The organism is Cellulosimicrobium sp. PMB13, assembly GCF_051294865.1.
Taxonomy (GTDB): Bacteria; Actinomycetota; Actinomycetes; order Actinomycetales; family Cellulomonadaceae; genus Cellulosimicrobium.
Genome location: NZ_CP145910.1, coordinates 55,305 through 72,507, shown reverse-complemented (window position 1 = coordinate 72,507; position 17,203 = coordinate 55,305). Strand labels below are relative to the sequence as shown.

General features: G+C 75.8%; 18 protein-coding genes. 15 read left to right on the top strand and 3 right to left on the bottom strand.

From position 1 onward, the window contains the following. Nucleotides 1-60 precede the first annotated feature (60 nt). From V5D56_RS00520 to V5D56_RS00510, 3 genes are all read left to right on the top strand, one after another. Nucleotides 61-795 (top strand): hypothetical protein, encoded by a 735-nt coding sequence (locus tag V5D56_RS00520; RefSeq protein ID WP_435737122.1) that lies wholly within the window; start codon nucleotides 61-63, stop codon nucleotides 793-795. After that, nucleotides 792-1,298: a thioredoxin family protein gene (locus V5D56_RS00515; protein ID WP_435737121.1), complete on the top strand. Its 507-nt coding sequence runs from the start codon at nucleotides 792-794 to the stop codon at nucleotides 1,296-1,298. Before V5D56_RS00520 ends, V5D56_RS00515 begins: the two co-directional genes overlap by 4 nt. Nucleotides 1,299-1,440: 142 nt before the next feature. Then, nucleotides 1,441-1,926: a DUF4395 domain-containing protein gene (locus tag V5D56_RS00510; protein WP_435737120.1), complete on the top strand. Its 486-nt coding sequence runs from the start codon at nucleotides 1,441-1,443 to the stop codon at nucleotides 1,924-1,926. Between the two features lie 250 nt (nucleotides 1,927-2,176). Here V5D56_RS00510 and V5D56_RS00505 read toward each other — a convergent pair whose 3' ends face one another. Further along, on the bottom strand, nucleotides 2,177-2,575 hold the full coding sequence (locus V5D56_RS00505) for a DsrE family protein (RefSeq protein WP_435737119.1): 399 nt from the start codon (nucleotides 2,573-2,575) through the stop codon (nucleotides 2,177-2,179). A gap of 307 nt (nucleotides 2,576-2,882) precedes the next feature. Between V5D56_RS00505 and V5D56_RS00500 the strand changes: the two genes are divergently transcribed. The 9 genes from V5D56_RS00500 (at nucleotide 2,883) to V5D56_RS00460 (ending at nucleotide 9,082) form a co-directional block, all read left to right on the top strand. Next, nucleotides 2,883-3,479, top strand: coding sequence for an FABP family protein (locus V5D56_RS00500; RefSeq protein ID WP_435737118.1), 597 nt, complete (start codon nucleotides 2,883-2,885; stop codon nucleotides 3,477-3,479). 56 nt (nucleotides 3,480-3,535) lie between these two features. Further along, on the top strand, nucleotides 3,536-4,678 hold the full coding sequence (ygfZ, locus tag V5D56_RS00495) for a CAF17-like 4Fe-4S cluster assembly/insertion protein YgfZ (RefSeq protein ID WP_435737117.1): 1,143 nt from the start codon (nucleotides 3,536-3,538) through the stop codon (nucleotides 4,676-4,678). A gap of 81 nt (nucleotides 4,679-4,759) precedes the next feature. Then, complete coding sequence (locus V5D56_RS00490; protein WP_435737116.1) at nucleotides 4,760-5,908, top strand: FUSC family protein; 1,149 nt, start codon at nucleotides 4,760-4,762, stop codon at nucleotides 5,906-5,908. 69 nt (nucleotides 5,909-5,977) lie between these two features. Continuing rightward, entirely contained in the window at nucleotides 5,978-6,289 is a 312-nt protein-coding gene (locus V5D56_RS00485; protein WP_435737115.1) for a type II toxin-antitoxin system Phd/YefM family antitoxin, read from the top strand. A 6-nt stretch (nucleotides 6,290-6,295) separates the two neighbouring features. Beyond that, a complete protein-coding gene (locus V5D56_RS00480) occupies nucleotides 6,296-6,715 on the top strand; it encodes a type II toxin-antitoxin system VapC family toxin (protein ID WP_435737114.1) in 420 nt (139 codons plus the stop codon). A 96-nt stretch (nucleotides 6,716-6,811) separates the two neighbouring features. Continuing rightward, entirely contained in the window at nucleotides 6,812-7,153 is a 342-nt protein-coding gene (locus V5D56_RS00475) for a DUF2516 family protein (RefSeq protein ID WP_435737113.1), read from the top strand. An 11-nt stretch (nucleotides 7,154-7,164) separates the two neighbouring features. Beyond that, the gene (locus V5D56_RS00470) at nucleotides 7,165-8,181 is read left to right on the top strand and encodes an asparaginase (protein ID WP_435738923.1); all 1,017 of its coding nucleotides are present in this window, start codon (nucleotides 7,165-7,167) and stop codon (nucleotides 8,179-8,181) included. Further along, nucleotides 8,178-8,627 (top strand): D-aminoacyl-tRNA deacylase, encoded by a 450-nt coding sequence (gene dtd / locus V5D56_RS00465; protein WP_435737112.1) that lies wholly within the window; start codon nucleotides 8,178-8,180, stop codon nucleotides 8,625-8,627. Before V5D56_RS00470 ends, dtd begins: the two co-directional genes overlap by 4 nt. Before the next feature lie 83 nt (nucleotides 8,628-8,710). Continuing rightward, the gene (locus tag V5D56_RS00460; protein ID WP_435737111.1) at nucleotides 8,711-9,082 is read left to right on the top strand and encodes a nuclear transport factor 2 family protein; all 372 of its coding nucleotides are present in this window, start codon (nucleotides 8,711-8,713) and stop codon (nucleotides 9,080-9,082) included. 7 nt (nucleotides 9,083-9,089) lie between these two features. Here the strand turns inward: V5D56_RS00460 and V5D56_RS00455 are convergent, their stop codons facing one another. Together V5D56_RS00455 and V5D56_RS00450 are read right to left on the bottom strand one after the other, a co-directional pair. Beyond that, nucleotides 9,090-10,091 carry a CorA family divalent cation transporter gene (locus V5D56_RS00455; protein WP_435737110.1) on the bottom strand — a complete coding sequence of 334 codons (1,002 nt, stop codon included), beginning with the start codon at nucleotides 10,089-10,091 and terminating at the stop codon, nucleotides 9,090-9,092. Further along, the gene (locus tag V5D56_RS00450) at nucleotides 10,088-10,264 is read right to left on the bottom strand and encodes a hypothetical protein (RefSeq protein ID WP_435737109.1); all 177 of its coding nucleotides are present in this window, start codon (nucleotides 10,262-10,264) and stop codon (nucleotides 10,088-10,090) included. The genes V5D56_RS00455 and V5D56_RS00450 overlap by 4 nt, the downstream gene beginning before the upstream one ends. A gap of 548 nt (nucleotides 10,265-10,812) precedes the next feature. Between V5D56_RS00450 and V5D56_RS00445 the strand changes: the two genes are divergently transcribed. From V5D56_RS00445 to V5D56_RS00435, 3 genes are all read left to right on the top strand, one after another. Then, entirely contained in the window at nucleotides 10,813-13,920 is a 3,108-nt protein-coding gene (locus V5D56_RS00445; protein WP_435737108.1) for a LuxR C-terminal-related transcriptional regulator, read from the top strand. 399 nt (nucleotides 13,921-14,319) lie between these two features. Then, entirely contained in the window at nucleotides 14,320-16,245 is a 1,926-nt protein-coding gene (locus V5D56_RS00440; RefSeq protein WP_435737107.1) for a glycosyl hydrolase family 18 protein, read from the top strand. A 302-nt stretch (nucleotides 16,246-16,547) separates the two neighbouring features. Then, nucleotides 16,548-17,195, top strand: coding sequence for a hypothetical protein (locus tag V5D56_RS00435; RefSeq protein WP_435737106.1), 648 nt, complete (start codon nucleotides 16,548-16,550; stop codon nucleotides 17,193-17,195). Nucleotides 17,196-17,203 lie beyond the last annotated feature (8 nt).

Genomic DNA, 17,203 nt, shown 5'->3' with positions numbered 1-17,203 from the left:
TGAGGCGTGCTGTGCGACTCGACGACCTCTTCGACCCCCCGAGCGGGGCGCTGACCGCTCGTGGACCTCTCGACCCGTGCCGTCGTCACGGCCTGTCTCGCCGCCGGCATCGCCGTCGCGGCCTTCTTCGGACCGCTGCCGCTCGCCGCGGCGGCCGGCGCCCTCGCGCTCGTCGTCGCGATCGGCTGGCCGCGGCTCCTCGACATCCCGGTCCACGGCGGCACCCGGATCGTCATCGCGGTGGCCGGGCTGGGAGCCGTCGCCGCGACGGTGGCCACCCAGGGCGAGCCCGCGCTGCGCCACCTCCCGGTGGTCCTGGCGCTGTCCGTCGTCCTCGCGTTCGTCGCGGAGCTGCTCCGGCGCGACGGCCGCCCGCGGCTCGTCGAGTCCCTCATCGGCACGGTGAGCGGGATCGTCGTCGCGGTGTCGTGCGCAGGGTGGATCGCGACGGGCCGCACCGACGCGGGCGCGTCGCTCGTCGTGACGTGCGCGGTGGCGCTCGCCGTCGCGTCCGCCGTGTCCGCGCTCCCGCTCGGCGGGTGGGCGAACGCGGGTCTCACCCTCGCCCTCGCCGTCGTGTCCGGTGGTGCCGTCGGGTTCGTCATGCCGGACCTCGACCTGATCGACGGCGTGTGGTCGGGGGTCGTCGCCGGGCTGCTCGTCGCGTCGCTGCACGCGCTGTTCGACCAGCTGCCCGAGCTGCGGGGCCGGTGGGGCGCGTTCTCGGCGACCGCGCTCCCCGTCGCCGTGGGCGGGACGCTGATCTTCGTGGTGGGCCGGGTGATCGTGGGATGACCGGGCTCGCGGCGCCCGCGCCCGCGCTCGCGCTCCTCGGGGTCCTGCTCGTCAGCGTCGGGCTCGGCGTGTGGTGGCAGCGGCGCCAGGGCGTGGTCCGTACGGGTGCCCGACGCCGCGTGCCCGGCCCCGCGACCGGTGACGGCCGGGGCGGCGGGACGGGCGACGGGGGCGCCCCGTTCGACTGGGCCGCGCACGGCGTGGACCTCGGTGCCCGTCGGACGTTCCTCCAGCTCTCCGCCGCGGTGTGCGCGCCGTGCCGGTCGACGGCGCGCGTGCTCGCGGAGGTGGCGGAGAGCCACGACGGGGTGCTGCACCGTGAGCTCGACGTGGACGAGCACCTCGACCTCGTGCTCAGGTTCGGCATACTGCGCACCCCGACCGTCCTCGTCCTCGACGCGGACGGACGGGAGACGGCCCGCGCGAGCGGCGCGATGAACCGCCGCCAGGCGATCGCGGCGCTGGCGGCCGGGGATCCCACGCCGGTCGTCCGCACAGGCTGATCGACCCGGCCCGGCGTCGGGCTCCTCGGACGACCCGGGACCGCACCAGGAGCACCGCGCACCTGGTGCTCTGGGACCGCAGCGGCCCAGAATCTCACGAACGACCTCTACCCGAACCATGCACCCACCCGAGGAGACCTCGATGACCGAACCCGTCGAACCCCCGGCGTCGCCGGGACGAGCCGGGGCTGCCGGTATCGACCCGCGGGGACCACGCGCCGCTGCCGGGATCACGGCGCTGCTGCTCGCGGTGACGATCCTCCTGTGGACGTCGACGGCGGCGCTCGTCCTGCTGGCCGTCGTGGCCGCGAGCTTCGCGGTCGGGGCCGTCGGTGGCGCGCAGCGCACGTGGCAGGCGTGGGTCTACCGGGTCGTCATCCTGCCGCGCATCGGTCCGACGGACGAGCGCGAGGACCCGGCGCCGCCGCGCTTCGCCCAGCTCGTGGGGTTCGTCATCACCGCGGCGGGCGTCGTCCTCGGCCTGGTGGGAGTGCTGGAGGCCGTGCCGATCGCCGCAGCGCTCGCGCTCGCGGCGGCCGTCCTCAACGCGGCCTTCGGCCTGTGCCTGGGCTGCGAGATGTACCTGCTGCTGCGCCGGCTCCGCGCAGGCTCGGCCGCCGCGCACTGACCTCCGGACCACCCGGAGGCGCGCGGTGCCGAACCCGGGGTTGTGCGGCAGATGCGGTGCTGAACGGGGCACAACCCGGGGTTCGGCACGGTGCGGGGCGCCACGAACCGTCAGCGAGCGCATGATCGGTTCGGCGGACGGCGGACGGCGGACGGCGGACGGCGGACGGCGGACGGCGGACGGCGGACGGCGGACGGCGGACGGCGGACGGCGGACGGGCCGTGGCCGCGCGCGTGTGCGTCGGGGCGGATCAGTACACGAGCGCCTGGGCGCCGTCGCGCAGGGCTTCCTCGACGAAGACCGCGGCACCGGCGATGCGTACGCCCGGCAGGACGTCGTCGGGCGTGATGCCGCGCCGCGCGGCGCACTGCGTGCACACCGTCACGGTGCCGGCGGCGAGGATCGCCTCGAGGAGGTCCGGCAGCGGGGCGGCGTGCTCGAGCTCGAGCTCGGCCGCGCGACCCGGGAGGCCGAACCACGCGGCCTCGCCCGTGAGCCACACGCTCACCTCGACACCCGCGGCGACTGCCGCCGCCGCGACGGTGAACGCCTGGTTGGCGGCCTCGGGGCGGTCGAGGCCCGAGGTGGCCTTGACGACGAGCGAGCGGGCGGGTGCGGCGGACGGGTCCGCCGAGGGCACGGTGGTCACCCGGCCGAGCGTAGCGGGCGCCTCCTGCCCTGCGATCGGCGACCCGGCGGCGACCCGGCGGTGACCCGGCGACGACCCGTGCGGTGACCGGCAGCACGTCGCCGCACGGTCCTGCGGCGGGGGACGGCTTGTAGGATCGGGCCCATGAGCCCGCACACTCTCGAGCTGATCTTCCTCGGCCTGCTCATCGCGGCCACCGTGACCATCACGTGGTTCGCCGGGTACGTCGTCTACAAGCTCTACAAGGGTCAGCGCTGACCTCCCCGCTGACCCGGTCCTGACGTCCCGACCCCGGAGGTAGTCGCTCATGCCGTTCGAGTTCCCGGAGGGGCTCGCGCCCGAGGTGTACCCGCTCGCGTGGCTCGTGGGCCGCTGGCGTGGCGAGGGTGTCATCAAGTACCCCGGCGTCGACGAGACGCCGTTCGTGCAGGACCTCGTCTTCGACCACGACGGCGGCCCCTACCTGCGCTACGAGTCGACGCTGCGCGTCCTCGAGGCCGAGGTGCCGTCGACGGTCCCCGGCGAGGGCGAGTGGCCGGAGCGCGACCCCGCGGCGCTCGACGCCGCGGTCGCCGACTCCACCGTGTGGTCGACGGAGACCGGCTACTGGCGCGTGTCGACCGACCGCCCGGAGGGCCTCGAGGACGACCGGCACCCGCTCGAGGTGCTCCTCGCCGACCCGGCGGGTCGTGTCGCGGTGTACCTCGGAGCGGTGGGCAACGGGCGCGTCGACCTCGCGAGCGACCTCATCGCGCGCACCGGGACGGCTGCCGAGATCTCGGCGTCCAAGCGGCTGTTCGGCCTCGTCGAGGGCCAGCTCCTGTGGGTCTGGGAATTGGCGGCCTTCGGTGAGCCGTTGCAGTCGTACGCGTCCGCGAAGCTGGACCGCCGCCCGGCGGTCTGAATCGTCGGCGGGCTCGCACGCCCGTCGAGCCGCGGGCGACGACCAAGGAGGACCCTGTGACCACCGGCTACACCAGCCCCCTGCTCTCCCGGCACGGCGCCGTCGAGGCCTCCGGCCCCGACGCGGGCGTCGCGTGGCACTACGGCGACCCCACCGGTGAGCAGCGCGCGCTGCAGACCGGGGGCGCCGTCGTCGACCAGTCGCACCTGGGCGTCGTCCGGGTGGCGGGCCCGGACCGCCTCTCGTGGCTGCACTCGATCACGTCCCAGGACCTGACGAACCTCGCCCCGCGCACGTCGACGGAGCTCCTCGTCCTGTCGCCGCAGGGGCACGTCGAGCACGCCGCCGCCGTCGTCGACGACGGCGAGGCGACGTGGCTCGTCACCGAGCGGTCGCACGCGCCCGACCTCGCGGCGTGGCTCGACCGCATGAAGTTCATGCTGCGCGTCGAGATCACTGACGCCACCGACGAGTACGCCGCCCTCGGCGAGCCGGTCGACGCCGAGGGCGTCGAGGGTGAGCCCGTGACGTGGCGCGACCCCTGGCCGCACGTCACGGGCGGCGGCACGCGCTACGGGCCGCCGGAGGGCGAGCACCCCGGGAGCGAGCGCCCGTGGCGCCTCGTCCTCGTCCCGCGTGCCGGGCTCACGGAGGCCGTCGAGGCGCGCGAGGCCGCCGGCTGGCGCCTCGTGGGGACGTGGGCGAGCGAGGCCCTGCGCGTCGAGGCGTGGCGCCCGCGGCTGGCGACGGAGGTCGACCACCGGTCCATCCCGCACGAGACCGACTGGCTGCGCACCGCGGTGCACCTGCACAAGGGCTGCTACCGCGGGCAGGAGACCATCGCCCGCGTGCACAACCTCGGTCGCCCGCCGCGCCGGCTCGTCATGCTGCACCTCGACGGCTCGGGGCACCTGCTGCCCGTCCCGGGCGCGGAGGTGACGCTCGACGGCCGTGCCGTCGGGGCCGTGACCTCGGTCGCGCGGCACCACGAGCTCGGTCCGGTCGCGCTCGCCGTGCTCAAGCGCAGCGTGCCCGACGACGCCGTCCTGCTCGTCGACTGCGACGGCGGCGCGATCACCGCGGCGCAGGAGATCGTGGTGCCCGGCGAGGGCGTCTCGGTCGACCGGCCGGGGCCGCGGGGTCCCGTGGCCCGGGGCCTGACGCCCCGGGGCGAGGGCGCGCCGTCGAGCATGCTGTGACCCCGGACGCGCCATGACCCCGGACGCGCCATGACCCCGGACGCGCCATGACCCCCGACGCGCCATGACACCGGAGGCCCCGTGACGCCGGACCCGTCGAGCGACGCCGACGACCGTCCGGGCGCCGTCGACCTGGCGCGGACGGCGTGGCGCCGCCTCCTGCTCCGCGCGCGCATCCGTCAGGGTGCGTCGCGCGTCCGGGGGGCGTTCTGGCCGATCCTCCAGGCGGCCGCTGCCGCGGGTCTCGCGTTCGGCATCGCCCGGTACGGGCTCGGGCACACCGCTCCGTTCTTCGCGCCCGTCGCGGCGTGGATCTGTCTCGGGTTCAGCCAGGACCGCCAGCTCCGGCGCGTCCTCGAGGTGGCCGTGGGCGTCGCGATCGGGGTCGGGCTGGGCGACCTCGTCGTGCACGTCATCGGGTCGGGGTGGTGGCAGGTCGCGGTCGTCCTCGCGGTGTCGGCGCTCGCGGCGCGGTTCATCGACCGCGGCGCGATGCTCACGACGCAGGCGGGCGTCCAGGCGATCGTCATCGTCGGGCTGCCCGCGGCGCAGGCCGGGGGTCCGCTGGGCCGCTGGACGGACGCGCTCGTGGGCGGCGGGGTCGCGCTCGCCGTCGCGGCGCTCACGCCGGGCGACCCGCGGCGTCGGACCCGGCGGCTGGGCGCCGAGGCGACGACCGAGCTCGCCCAGGTCCTCGAGGCCCTGACACGCGGGCTGCGCAGCCGCGAGCGCTCCGACCTCGACGCCGCGCTGGTGCGTGGCCGCGCGTCGGAGGGGTCGCTCGAGGAGTGGCAGTCCGCCGCGTCGTCGGCCCGTGAGCTCGCGCGCGTCAGCGCTGCCGGGCGCCGGCACCGCGACGAGCTCGGGGACCACGAGCGCCAGTCGGTGCTCGTCGACCGCGCGATGCGCAGCGTGCGCGTCCTGGCTCGGCGCGCGCGGCCCGTCGCCGACGGGCCGGACGAGCACGACCTCGCCCCCGTCGCCGATCTCGTCGCGCGCTTCGCCGTCGGCACCCGCGTGCTGGCGGAGGCGATCGGTGCGGGCCGCGACCCCGCGGTGGCGCGCGAGGTGCTCGTGGAGGTCGCGCGGACGGCGGACCCGCACGCCGTCGGGGAGGGGGACTGGCAGGTCCAGTCGCTCGTCATGCTCCTGCGCTCGCCGCTGGTCGACGTGCTCGAGGCGGCCGGCGCGACACCCGAGCAGGCACGGAGCGCTCTCCCGGAGCTGTGACGTGCCATGGGGACGGATCGGACGTTCTTCACCCTGCACCGGGTGCCTCGCGGACGGTACGGTCGGGGGATGGAGGTCCCCGTCAGCGCGTTGCGCGCCGAGCTCAGGTCGTGGATAGAGCGGGCCCGCTCGGGCGAGGAGATCGTCGTGACGGAGCGCGGCGTCCCGGTCGCCCGGCTGACGGGCGTGGCCACGGCGGACCTCGTGACCGAGCTGACGCGCGACGGCGTCCTCAGCCCGCCGTCCGTGGAGCGTCCGGCCCACGCGGTGACCGCGCCCGACGACGTGCCGTCCGCCCGACCGGTCGGGGCACCGGCGGTCGCGGCGCGCGCGACGCGTCCGTCCGGCGTCGCGGCGCTCGTGCGGCGCATCAGGCGCTGACCGCCCGTGGCCCTCGTCTACTTCGACGCGAGCGCGCTCGTGAAGCTCTGCCTGCCCGAGCCGGGATCGGTCCTCGCGAGCCGGCTGTGGAACCGAGCGGACCTCGTCGTGACCAGCCGCCTCACCGACACCGAGCTGCGCTCCGTGCTCGCGGCCGGGCTCCGGGCCGGTGCGCTCGGCCCGCGCGACCACGCGGACGCGCTGGGCACGTGGGAATCGCTGTGGCCGGCGCTGCACGTCGTCGAGGTCTCGAGCGCCGTGGCGTCCCGTGCGTCGTCGCTGCTCGGCGGCACGTCGCTGCGGGCGAACGACGCCGTGCACGTCGCGAGCGCGCTCACCGTCGCGCACGACGACGCGATCGTCGCGGCCTGGGACCCGTTCGTGGCGGCAGCGGCACGGGGTCACGGACTGCGTGTCGTGCCCTGAGCCGTCGCCTGAGCCGGTTCGCGAGCCGTCGCGCGGGCCGGTGGACGAGGCGGCGCATGGTGCCGCACGGGCCGACCAGACCGTAGGCTCGTCGTCGTGACCGGACTCGTCGGATCCCTCCAGTGGATCATCTACCTGCTTCTCACCCTCCTGGTGTTCGGGGTGCAGCTGTTCGCGCTGATCGACGCGGCCCGGCGCCCCGCGAGCGCCTTCACCGCCGAGGGCAAGCTGACGAAGCCGATCTGGCTCGGCATCCTCGGGGTCGCCGCGCTGCTCGGGTTCCTCTCCCTGCCGTTCGGCGGACCGAACCTCGGGTTCTTCGGGCTCATCGCGGTCGTCGCGGCGATCGTGTACCTCGTCGACGTGCGCCCGCGCCTGCAGCCGTACGGCAACGGTCGCCGTGGCGGGCAGGGTGGCGGACGCCCGAACGGGTGGTGACGGCCGTGCCGGTGACCCCGAGCGCGGCGGACGTGGCGCACGGAGCGGTCCCGCTCGCCGAGGTCGTGCGCGGCGACCTCGTGGAGTCGGTGCACCTGGGGCACCTCGTGCTCCTCGACGAAGCGCCCGCCGCCGAGCCGGACCTCGTGCTCGGCGACGCGGACGTAGTGATCTGGCCGCGGTCGAGCGTCAAGCCGTTCCAGGCGGTCGCGATGCTGCGCCACGGGCTCGCGCTGCCTCCGCGCCTGCTCGCGCTCGCGGCCGCGAGCCACGACGGCGAGGCGTCGCACGTCGCGGGCGTGCGCGAGATCCTCGCCGGGGCCGGGCTGGACGAGTCGGCGCTGCGCAACACCCCTGACATGCCGCTGCACGCGCCTGCGGCGTTCGCGTGGCAGGTCGAGCACGGCGGGCCGTCGTCGGTCACGCAGAACTGCTCGGGCAAGCACGCGGCGATGCTCGCGACGTGCGTCGCGGCGGGCTGGGACACGGAGACCTACCTGGCGGTGGACCACCCGCTGCAGGTCGCGGTGCGCGAGGTCGTCGGCGAGCTGACGGGCGTCCCGGTCGACCACGTCACCGTCGACGGGTGCGGCGCGCCGCTGTTCTCGACGACGGTGCTCGGTCTCGCGCGCGGGTTCGGGCGCCTCGCGGGGGCTCCCGCGCGCGACCCGGGCTCGGCGGAGGCCGAGGTCGCGCGAGCGATGGCGACGTTCCCCGAGATGGTCGCCGGGTCGCACCGCGACGCGACGCGCGCGATGCGCGCCGTCCCCGGGCTCGTCGCGAAGGACGGTGCCGACGGCGTGTACGGGGTCGGTCTGCCCGACGGCCGCGCCCTCGCGTTCAAGGTGCTCGACGGCGCGGCGCGCCCCCGGCCCGCGGTCCTCGCCGCGGCGCTCCGGCGTCTCGGCGCAGCCGCCGTGCCCGGCACGGACGCTGCCGCGCTGGACGCGCTCGGAGACGTCCCCGTGCTCGGCGGTGGCCGACCGGTCGGATCCGTGCGCGCGGTCGGGATCGAGGCGGCATCGTGAGGGCCGTGCTGCAGCGCGCGACGCGCGCGAGCGTCACCGTGGTCCGCGACGACGGGACGCGCGAGGTCGTCGGGGCGATCGACCGGCCCGGTATCGTCGCGCTCGTCGGGGCCACCCACGACGACGGCCCGGCCCAGGTCGAGATCGTGGCGCGCAAGATCGCCGACCTGCGCATCCTCGACGGCGAGCGGTCCGTGCTCGACACCGGGGCGCCGGTCCTCGTGGTCAGCCAGTTCACGCTCTACGCGGACGTGCGCAAGGGACGACGGCCGTCGTGGAACGGCGCCGCGCCCGGCGACGTCGCGCGCCCCCTCGTCGACGCGGTGGTCGAGGCGCTGCGTGCGCGCGACGTCGAGGTCGCGACCGGGGAGTTCGGAGCGCACATGGAGGTCGAGCTCGTCAACGACGGCCCCGTGACGATCCTCGTCGACACGTCGACGGCCTGAGTCCCGAGCACCCTCTCCCGGGCGTCGAGCCCGGGCGCGGCCCGGGCTGCGAGGGCCCGCCTTCTGCTCGTAGGGTCGTGGGCATGAGCATGCCGACGCTGGAAGAGATGCTCGCCGCCGAGCACGCCGGCTGGGCCGCGCTGTGCTCGTCCCGGGGCGCCGCGTACTACGGCGGCCTCATGACGCCCGACGCCGTGATGGTCGTCGCGGACGGCACGGTCCTGGACCGGCCGACGATCGCGGCGACGCTCGACGACGCGCCGCCCTGGGACCGCTACGAGATCACCGACGCCCGCGTCGTCGGCCTCGGTGACGACGGCGCCGCGCTCGTCTACCGCGCGTCGTCGGTCCGCGGAGACGCAGCGCCCTTCACCGCGCTCATGACGAGCGTCTACCGGCGGGTCGACGGCGCGCTGCGGCTGGCGCTCTACCAGCAGACGCCGACGGACGGCTGACGCGCCGTCACCGGAGCCAGCCGCGCCGCTTGATGTACGCGAGCGGGATGACGGCGGCGACGAGCGTGAGCAGCAGCGTGAGGGTGAACCCGTATGGCCGGTCGAGCTCGGGCATGTGCGTGAAGTTCATGCCGTAGAACGAGGCGATGAGCGTCGGCGGCAGGAACACGGCCGTGATGATCGTGAAAACCTTGACGATCTGCGCCTGCTTGACGTCGAGCGACGTCATGATGGCCTGCTGCAGGTAGCGGACCTTCTCGTGCTCGAACCCGGCGTGCTCCTTGACGCCCTCGACGTCGGCGACGAGCGTCTCGACGAGCCCCGCGAGCACCGGGTCGGAGTCCGCGATCTCGCTGCGCAGGTGCCGGACCGCGCGCGCGAGCGAGAGCTGCGACTCCTGGGCGCGCGAGACGATCTCCTCGGCACGGTTCATGCGCGTGATGGTCTCCTGCATGTCCCGGACCCCGATCTCGCGGCCCCGCGCGTCGACGCCGCGCGTGGCCTCGTCGATCTCGTCCGACATCTCCTCGAGCAGGTCGCTCGCGTGCGCGACGACACGGTCGGCCGCCTCGTTGAGCGCGTAGAGCAGCGCGTACGCGACCCCGTACGCCGAGCCGACGAGCCACGGCGTGCGTCGCATGCGCGCGATCGCCTTGTCGAACACGGGGTAGTGGCGCACGGGCTGCGCGGTCGCGACGACGTCCGCGGAGAGGGCGAGCACGATCTGCTCGTGCAGCACCTCGTCGCCGTGGCGCCGGGTCGCGGCGACCGGGAGGTAGACGTGCACGTCGGTCTCCCACACGCGGCCGCCGGCCGTCGCGAAGTCGACGCCGTGCTCCGCGGCGCGCGCGACGGCGTCCGCGTCGCCCGCGGGGACCTGGATCCAGCGGGTTCGGAGCACGGCGGGGTCGAACCGCGGCGGCGCCACGGTGGCCGCGGGGGCGGTGGCCGCCGGTCGGCTCGTCGTGCCCTCGGGACGCGTCGCGCGGTCGGGCAGCAGGATCGTCATCGGGCACCTCCGGCGGTGACGTGCGCGAGGAGCAGCGCGACGACGATGAACAGGTAGAGGCCGACCGTGAAGGAGATCGACTGGCGCTCGAGGTCGGGACCGCGCCGGGTGCGGTGCACGGGGCGGACCCGGGCCGGGGTCCGCCGGTCTGTCGTGGTGGTACGTGACGTCATGGGTCGTCCTTCTCGACGGCCGCGCGGGCGGTCGTCCGTGCGACGACAGGTCGGGGTGCGACGACGGGTGCCCGGGCGGGGAGGGGTGCGGGGCGCGCGCACGGGGCGGGCGCTCGGAGCGCACTGGCGGCCTCCCCGCGCGCGGCCGGACCCGCGGCCGGAGGGCCGCGGGGCGGTGCCGTCGACGACCGGTCAGCGTGCCGGTCGAGGACCACGAGGGGTGAGCGCGCAGTGCGCGGATCTATGACTGCTGCCGTCCGGCACGGTGCTCACCTCGCTCTCGTGGCGGCGCCTCCGCCGTACGGAGGCGCACCCTCTTCCCGGTGCGCACGGCGCGGCGCGACGGGGTAGGACCGGGTCAGGCTAGACCTCCTCGTCGTCCCGGGCAAGGTCCCTCGCTCGGGTGGCCCTGGGTCGTCTCCCGGGGACCGGCTCCGGTGGCGTGCCCGTAACGCCCGGGAAACGATGAGACCGCCTCCCGTTTACGGAGGGTTGTTAACATTTCACCCGGTCGTCGGGCAACGGTGCCCTCGGACGGAAGGGCCGCCATGTCGGACAGCACGCTGGACCTCGTGATCCCCGGTCGCGCACGCAGCGCGGACGCCCGCGCCGCACGGCGGCTCGAGCGCCTGTCGTCACGGGCGCAGGAGACCGAGCTCGCCCTCGCCGCCGTGGTGGAGGGTCGCGGCGCGTTCGTGTGGACGGCCGAGCCCGGGATGGGCGCGAGCGCGACCCTCGAGCTCGTGTGCGAGGCCGTGGTCGCCGCGACGGTGGCGCACCCGCCCGTCGTCGTGCACTGCCGGCCACCGGCGGGCGCCCCGGTGCCCGGCGCGGCGGTCGCGGCCCTCGTCTCCCAGGTCGTCCAGCTCTCCGGCCGCACGGTGCCGCCCCGGCTCGAGCGAGCGCTCGACCTCACCGAACCGGCCTATGCCTACCCCCCGGAGGTCGCCGCCGTCGCGCTCGCCGAACTGTTCGTCGAGGCGTTCGAGACGACGACGGTCGTGCTCGTGGCCGACGACCTCCACCTCCTCGACGAGCGCAGCCGCGCGGTGCTCGTCGCGCTCGTCGGGCACCGGCGCGCGCCCGTCGTCCTCCTCGCGACCGCGGCGGACGGCGCGCTGGACGCGTCGTCGACACCGTTCGAGCTCCGCAAGGTCCCGCCGCTCGCCGCGGCCGACGCGCTGCACCTCCTGCTCGTGGAGCGCCGGCTCGCCGTCGCGCCGCACGTCGCCGCGCACCTCGCGCGGCGCCTCGTCGGCAACGCGGCCGCGATCGTCCAGACCGCCGACCTCCTCACGCCCGAGCAGCTCGCCGGCGGCGCGATCCTCCCCGACCCGCTGCCGGTCGTCCCGGCGGTGCGTCGTCTGCTCGGGGACCGGCTGGCCCTCCTGACGACCGAGCAGCGGCACGCGCTCCTCGTGGCGGCGGTCGCCGTCGTCGACCGGACCGAGCTGCTGCTCGCCGCCGTCGACCAGACGATGGACGAGGTGCTCGACGGCCCCCTCGCGGAGCACCTCGTGCTCGTCGGGGGCCGGTTCGCGTTCGTCGACCCCCGCGTGCGCGCCCTCGTGCACGGTGACGCCCGCCTCGCCGAGCGCACCGCGGCGCACGCCGCCCTCGCCGAGGCCCACCGCAGGGCGGGGGAGGACGACGTCGCCGTCTGGCACGGCGCGCTCGCGACCCTCGCCGGCGACCCGGGGCTCGTCCCGGGACTGCTGCGCATCGCCGCGCGTCATCTCGACCGGGGCGACGTCGTCTGGGCCCACGAGGTCGCCCGCGAGGCGGCGAGCCAGGCGGACGGCGCCCACCGCGCCGAGGCCTTCGCCGTGGCGGGGATCGCGGCGCTCAAGTCCGGGCACGTCCAGGACGCCGCCGACTGGTTGCGCAAGGCGTCGCGGAGCGGGGACGACGCCCTGCGCGCCCGGACCCTCGGCCCGCTCGTCGCCGCCCTCACGCTCGCCGAGGGACAGGTGCCCGACGACGTCCTCACGCCCTACCTCCGCCCGGCGGGCGCCGGGCCCGCGGCGGCGGCGCGCCCCGGCATCACGTGCGGCGTCGTCACGGCGGCCCGGCTGCACGCCGAGCGCGGCGACGGGGTGAGCGCGAGCCAGCTCCTCGACACGGCCGCCTACCTGTGCCCGTCCGGCGGGGACGCGGACCCGCGGACGCTCGCCGAGCTGGCCCTCGGCCGGACGTGGGCTGCGACGTTCGGCGTGGGGGAGCGCCCGGCCCACGTGCCCGACGACGGCCTGGGACCCGACCACGAGGCGTACGTCCAGGTGTGCCGGGCCCTCGCCGTCGCCGCCGACGACCACCCCGAGGCCGCCGCCCAGACGCTCGCGAGCGCCGTCGCGTCGCTCGCGCCCGTCCGGGACGAGGCGCGCTGGTTCGACGGGCCGGCGACCGCGCTCACGCCGCTCGCCGAGGCCCACGTGCGCCTCGCCCAGGTGCTCGTCGACGTGTGGCGCGGCAACCTCACGCGAGCGGCCGACGAGATCGCCGACGCCGCGTTCCGGCTCCCGCTCGGCCTGCCGTTCGCCGGGCTCGGCGTCGCGGTGGCGCGCCGCGTCGACATGATGACCGCCGGCGTCGTGGGGAGCGTCGCGACGGCGCTCGAGGAGACGTGCGCGAGCCCGACGGCGCGTCCCGTGCGGCTCGGCCTCCTGGTCGACCGCGCGATGGGGGCGGCGTTCGCGCACCACGTCACGCAGGCGGCGACGCTCCTCGAGCTCGCCGCGGAGCGCGAGCGCCCGGACAGCTCGCGCATGCTCCCCCTGCCCGGCCTCGACGACGTCGAGGCGTGGGTCGTCGCCGGTCGCGTCGACGCGGCGCACCGGGCGCTCTCGAGACGGCGCGTCGACGCCAAGGAGCTGCCGCCCTCGTTGCGCGCGGCGTCCCTCGTGCGCGCCGAGCTCGCGCTCGCGGCGCCCGAGGAGCTCGCCCAGCCCGTCGAGCGGGCGACGCGCGTCAACCGGACGACGGCCTCGCCGTACGAGCACGCGCGCACCGACCTGTGCGCGGCGCGAGCCCTCGTCCGGGCCGGCGAGCTGTCGCGCGCGCACGGGCTGTTCCTCTCGGCCATCGAGCTCTTCGCCGAGTCCGGCGCCGACGCCTGGGCGAACGCGGCCCGGGAGGAGCTCGTCGACGTGGTGCGTCACCTGGGCGGGCACCCCGACGACGCCACCGCCGACCGGTCACCGGAGGCCGCGGGTGGAACTGGCGCCCAGGTCCGTGCGGGCGAGGTCCGTGCGGGCGAGGTTCGCGCGGGCGTCGGGCCCGGGGTGCGTACGAGCGTCGTCGGGGGTGCGGTCGTCGGGGGGCACGGCGCGGTGGCGAGGGCGTGGCACCGGCCGGGGGCGGCGGTGACGGGCCCGGCCGTCGTGCGCGTGCCCGACCGGTGCCGTCTCGCCGCGCGCGAGAGCGAGGTCTCCGACGACGCGCTCGCCGAGCTGCGCGTGCGGTGGGCGGACGAGCTCACGGAGCGCGAGCTCGACGTCGCGCTGCTCGTCGTGCAGGGCGGGTCGAACCGCGAGGCGGCCGACCAGCTCTTCCTGTCCGTCCGCACGGTCGAGGTGCACCTCGGCCGGGTGTTCCGCAAGCTCGGCGTCCGGTCGCGCGTCGAGCTCACGGTCCTGGCGCACCGGGTGGGTCGCTGACCCTGGCGGGTCGTCGCGTGCCGAACCCGGGGTTGTGCGTCGATCAGCGGCCGGATCGGCTGCTAACCCGGGGTTCGGCACCGTTGCCTGCCGAACCCGGGGTTGTGTGGCGATCAGTGGCCGGATCGGGTGCTCACCCCGGGTTCGGCGGTGGCCGGGTGCCGGTCCCTCGCCCGACGCCGCGGCCTCGGGGGCGGCTGAACGCGCCGGTTCGGCCCGTTTCGGGATGGTACGGCCTACGGGTTCTCCCCTACATCGCGCGTAAGTTCAGATCGCGAACAATGTGGAGAGCGCGGATGTCGGACGGGCGCGGTCGCGCCTACGTTCGTGACGACCCCGGCGACGACGCCGGCCGCGGAGGCCGCGCCGTCGCCCACGACACCACGTGAGGCAGGACCCATGGACGTGTTCACCCGCACCAGACGGACGGGACGCCGACGCGGCGGTCCCGCGGTCGCGCTCGCCGCGACCGTCGCCCTCGTCGCCGGGCTGATCGGCGGCGTCGCACCGGCGAGCGCCGCTCCGGCAGCCGTCCCCGCCGCTCCGTCCGATCCCGTCACCCATCCCGGCGACAGCGACGTCAACGGCTACCGGAACGTCGGCTACTTCACGCAGTGGGGCGTGTACGGCCGGAACTTCCAGCTCAAGAAGGTGCAGGACTCCGGGGCCGCCGCGGACCTGACCCACATCAACTACTCGTTCGGCAACATCCACCATCAGAACCTCACCTGCTTCATCGCGAACAAGGCGCAGGGGACCGGCCCGAACGGGTCCGACGGTGCGGGCGACGCGTGGGCCGACTTCGGCATGGGCTACACCGCGGCGAACTCCGTCGCCGGGGTCGCCGACGCCTGGGACCAGCCGCTCGCGGGATCGTTCAACCAGCTCAAGCAGCTCAAGGCCAAGAACCCGCACCTGCGCCCGATGATCTCGCTGGGCGGGTGGACCTGGTCCAAGAACTTCTCGCTCGCCGCGGCGACGGACGCGTCGCGCAAGAAGCTCGTGTCCTCGTGCATCGATCTCTACATCAAGGGCAACCTGCCCGTCATCGACGGCCGCGGTGGTCCCGGCGCGGCGGCGGGCGTGTTCGACGGCATCGACATCGACTGGGAGTGGCCCGGCTCGCTCAACGGCGAGGTGGGCAACCACGTCGACGTCGTGAACGACGCGCGCAACTTCAAGCTCCTGCTCCAGGAGTTCCGCACCCAGCTCGACGCGTACGGCGCCCAGACGGGCAAGCACTACCTGCTGTCCGCCTTCCTGCCGGCGAACCCCGACGACATCGCCGCGGGCGGGTGGAACGACCCGGAGATCTTCGAGTACCTCGACTACGGCAACGTCCAGGGCTACGACCTGCACGGCGCCTGGGACCCCGCGCTCGCCGGGCACCAGGGCAACCTGTGGGACGACCCGGCCGACCCGCGCGCCGCGAACCGGCAGTTCAGCGTCGACAAGGCCGTGAACGAGTACCTGCGCACGGGCATCGACCCGTCCCAGCTCGGCGTCGGGCTCGCGATGTACGGCCGCGGGTGGAAGGGCGTCGGCTCGGCCGAGCCCTGGTCCGCGGCGAACGGGGCCGCGCCGGGCACGTGGGAGGCCGGCAACGAGGACTACGACAAGCTCCGTACGCGCGGCCAGGACTACTACGACGCCGAGACCGTCTCGGCCTGGCGGTACGACGGCGACCAGTGGTGGAGCTACGACAACCCGCGGTCGGTGGCCGCGAAGGCGGACTACGTCGCCGACAAGGGCCTGGGCGGCGGGATGTGGTGGGACCTGTCCGGCAACCACGACGGCTCGCTCCTCGGCGGCTTCACCGACGCGCTCCGCGCCGCGCCGGCGGGCCCGGTCGACGGGACCGACGGGCCGACGGACCCGACCGACCCGACGGATCCCACCGATCCCACCGATCCGACGGATCCCACCGACCCGACCGACCCGACCGACCCGACCGACCCGGGCGACGGGTGCCTGCCCGCCTGGTCCGCCGCGGCGGTCTACACGGGCGGTGCGACGGCGTCGTACCAGGGGACGAACTACCGCGCGAAGTGGTGGACCCAGGGCGAGACCCCGACCGCGGGCGGCCCGTGGGAGGCCACGGGCCCGTGCGGCGACGACCCGACGGACCCGACGGACCCGACCGACCCGACCGACCCGACCGACCCGGGCGAGTGCACCGCGGCCGCCTGGTCCGCGTCCGCCGTCTACACCGGCGGCGCGACGGTCTCCTACCAGGGCCAGGCCTACCGCGCGAAGTGGTGGACGCAGAACAACGTCCCCGGCGCCGAGCAGTACGGGCCGTGGGAGGCGCAGGGCGCCTGCTGACCCGGCCCAGGCGCCGGCCGCGGGTACGGGGAAACCCGTACCCGCGGCCGGCGACCCGTGTGGATCTCCCTGATCTCGGCGTTCCGCCGCGCTCGCTAGCGTGGACGGACCGTCGAGGTCACCCCGCAGCCCTCCCCAGTGGGCTACGGGGTCGCTCCGATCGTGAAAGGCAAGTCACCGTGCACCTGCGTCGCGGCACCCCTCGTCCCTCGTCCGTCGGACGCCCCTCCCACCCGAGGACGGAGGGGGCCGCGGCGCGGCCGCCCCTGCCGGGTGCGGCGGCCCGCTCCGGTCCCGTCCTGGTGGTCGCGCTCGCCGTCGGGTTCCTCACGTCCTGCACGGGGAGCACCGGTGCCGGCAGCGGACCGGACGCCGCACCGCCCGTCGAGACGTCAGGCACCGAGACGTCGGACGCGCAGGCGCCCGACGCCGGCGGGTCCGGCCCCGCGGGCGCGGGCGAGGACCACGCGGAGCACGGCGACCACGCGCAGCACGGCGGACAGGTCCCGGTCGGCCCGCTCACGCTCCCCGCCGCGGAGTACTGGTCCGTGATCCAGCCGGACGACGGCGTGACGCAGGTGCGCGCCGGGGGCTGCCCGGAGGACGCCGTGTGCCCGAGCTTCGACATCCTCACCGGACCCGCGCTCGACGGCGTCGACCCCGCCTCCGCCCACGTCCCCGACGACGCGACGTGCCCCGGCGCGGACGCGCTCGCGGCCCGGCCCGTCGCCGCGGCCGAGGAGTCCGAGGCGGTCGTGGGCGGCACGCCCGCGACGCTCACCCGTTGGACGCTGTCGTGCGTCGACGGCACCGGGGCCGAGGTGCGCACGGCCGACCAGCTGCAGTGGTACGTCGGCGACGCCCCGGGCGGACCGGTGCTCGTCGTCGACCGCTGGGCCTTCGAGGGCCTCGGGTCACGCCTCGCGGCCGGGTCCTGGCCGGCGGGCTGAGCGCCGCC

Excerpts from the sequence above, each read along its gene's own strand:
- V5D56_RS00515 (WP_435737121.1), top strand. The coding sequence starts at position 792 with ATGACCGGGCTCGCGGCGCCCGCGCCCGCGCTCGCGCTCCTCGGGGTC.
- V5D56_RS00510 (WP_435737120.1), top strand. The coding sequence starts at position 1,441 with ATGACCGAACCCGTCGAACCCCCGGCGTCGCCGGGACGAGCCGGGGCT.
- V5D56_RS00500 (WP_435737118.1), top strand. The coding sequence starts at position 2,883 with ATGCCGTTCGAGTTCCCGGAGGGGCTCGCGCCCGAGGTGTACCCGCTC.
- V5D56_RS00485 (WP_435737115.1), top strand. The coding sequence starts at position 5,978 with ATGGAGGTCCCCGTCAGCGCGTTGCGCGCCGAGCTCAGGTCGTGGATA.
- V5D56_RS00460 (WP_435737111.1), top strand. The coding sequence starts at position 8,711 with ATGAGCATGCCGACGCTGGAAGAGATGCTCGCCGCCGAGCACGCCGGC.
- V5D56_RS00455 (WP_435737110.1), bottom strand. The coding sequence starts at position 10,091 with ATGACGATCCTGCTGCCCGACCGCGCGACGCGTCCCGAGGGCACGACG.
- V5D56_RS00450 (WP_435737109.1), bottom strand. The coding sequence starts at position 10,264 with ATGACGTCACGTACCACCACGACAGACCGGCGGACCCCGGCCCGGGTC.
- V5D56_RS00445 (WP_435737108.1), top strand. The coding sequence starts at position 10,813 with ATGTCGGACAGCACGCTGGACCTCGTGATCCCCGGTCGCGCACGCAGC.
- V5D56_RS00440 (WP_435737107.1), top strand. The coding sequence starts at position 14,320 with ATGGACGTGTTCACCCGCACCAGACGGACGGGACGCCGACGCGGCGGT.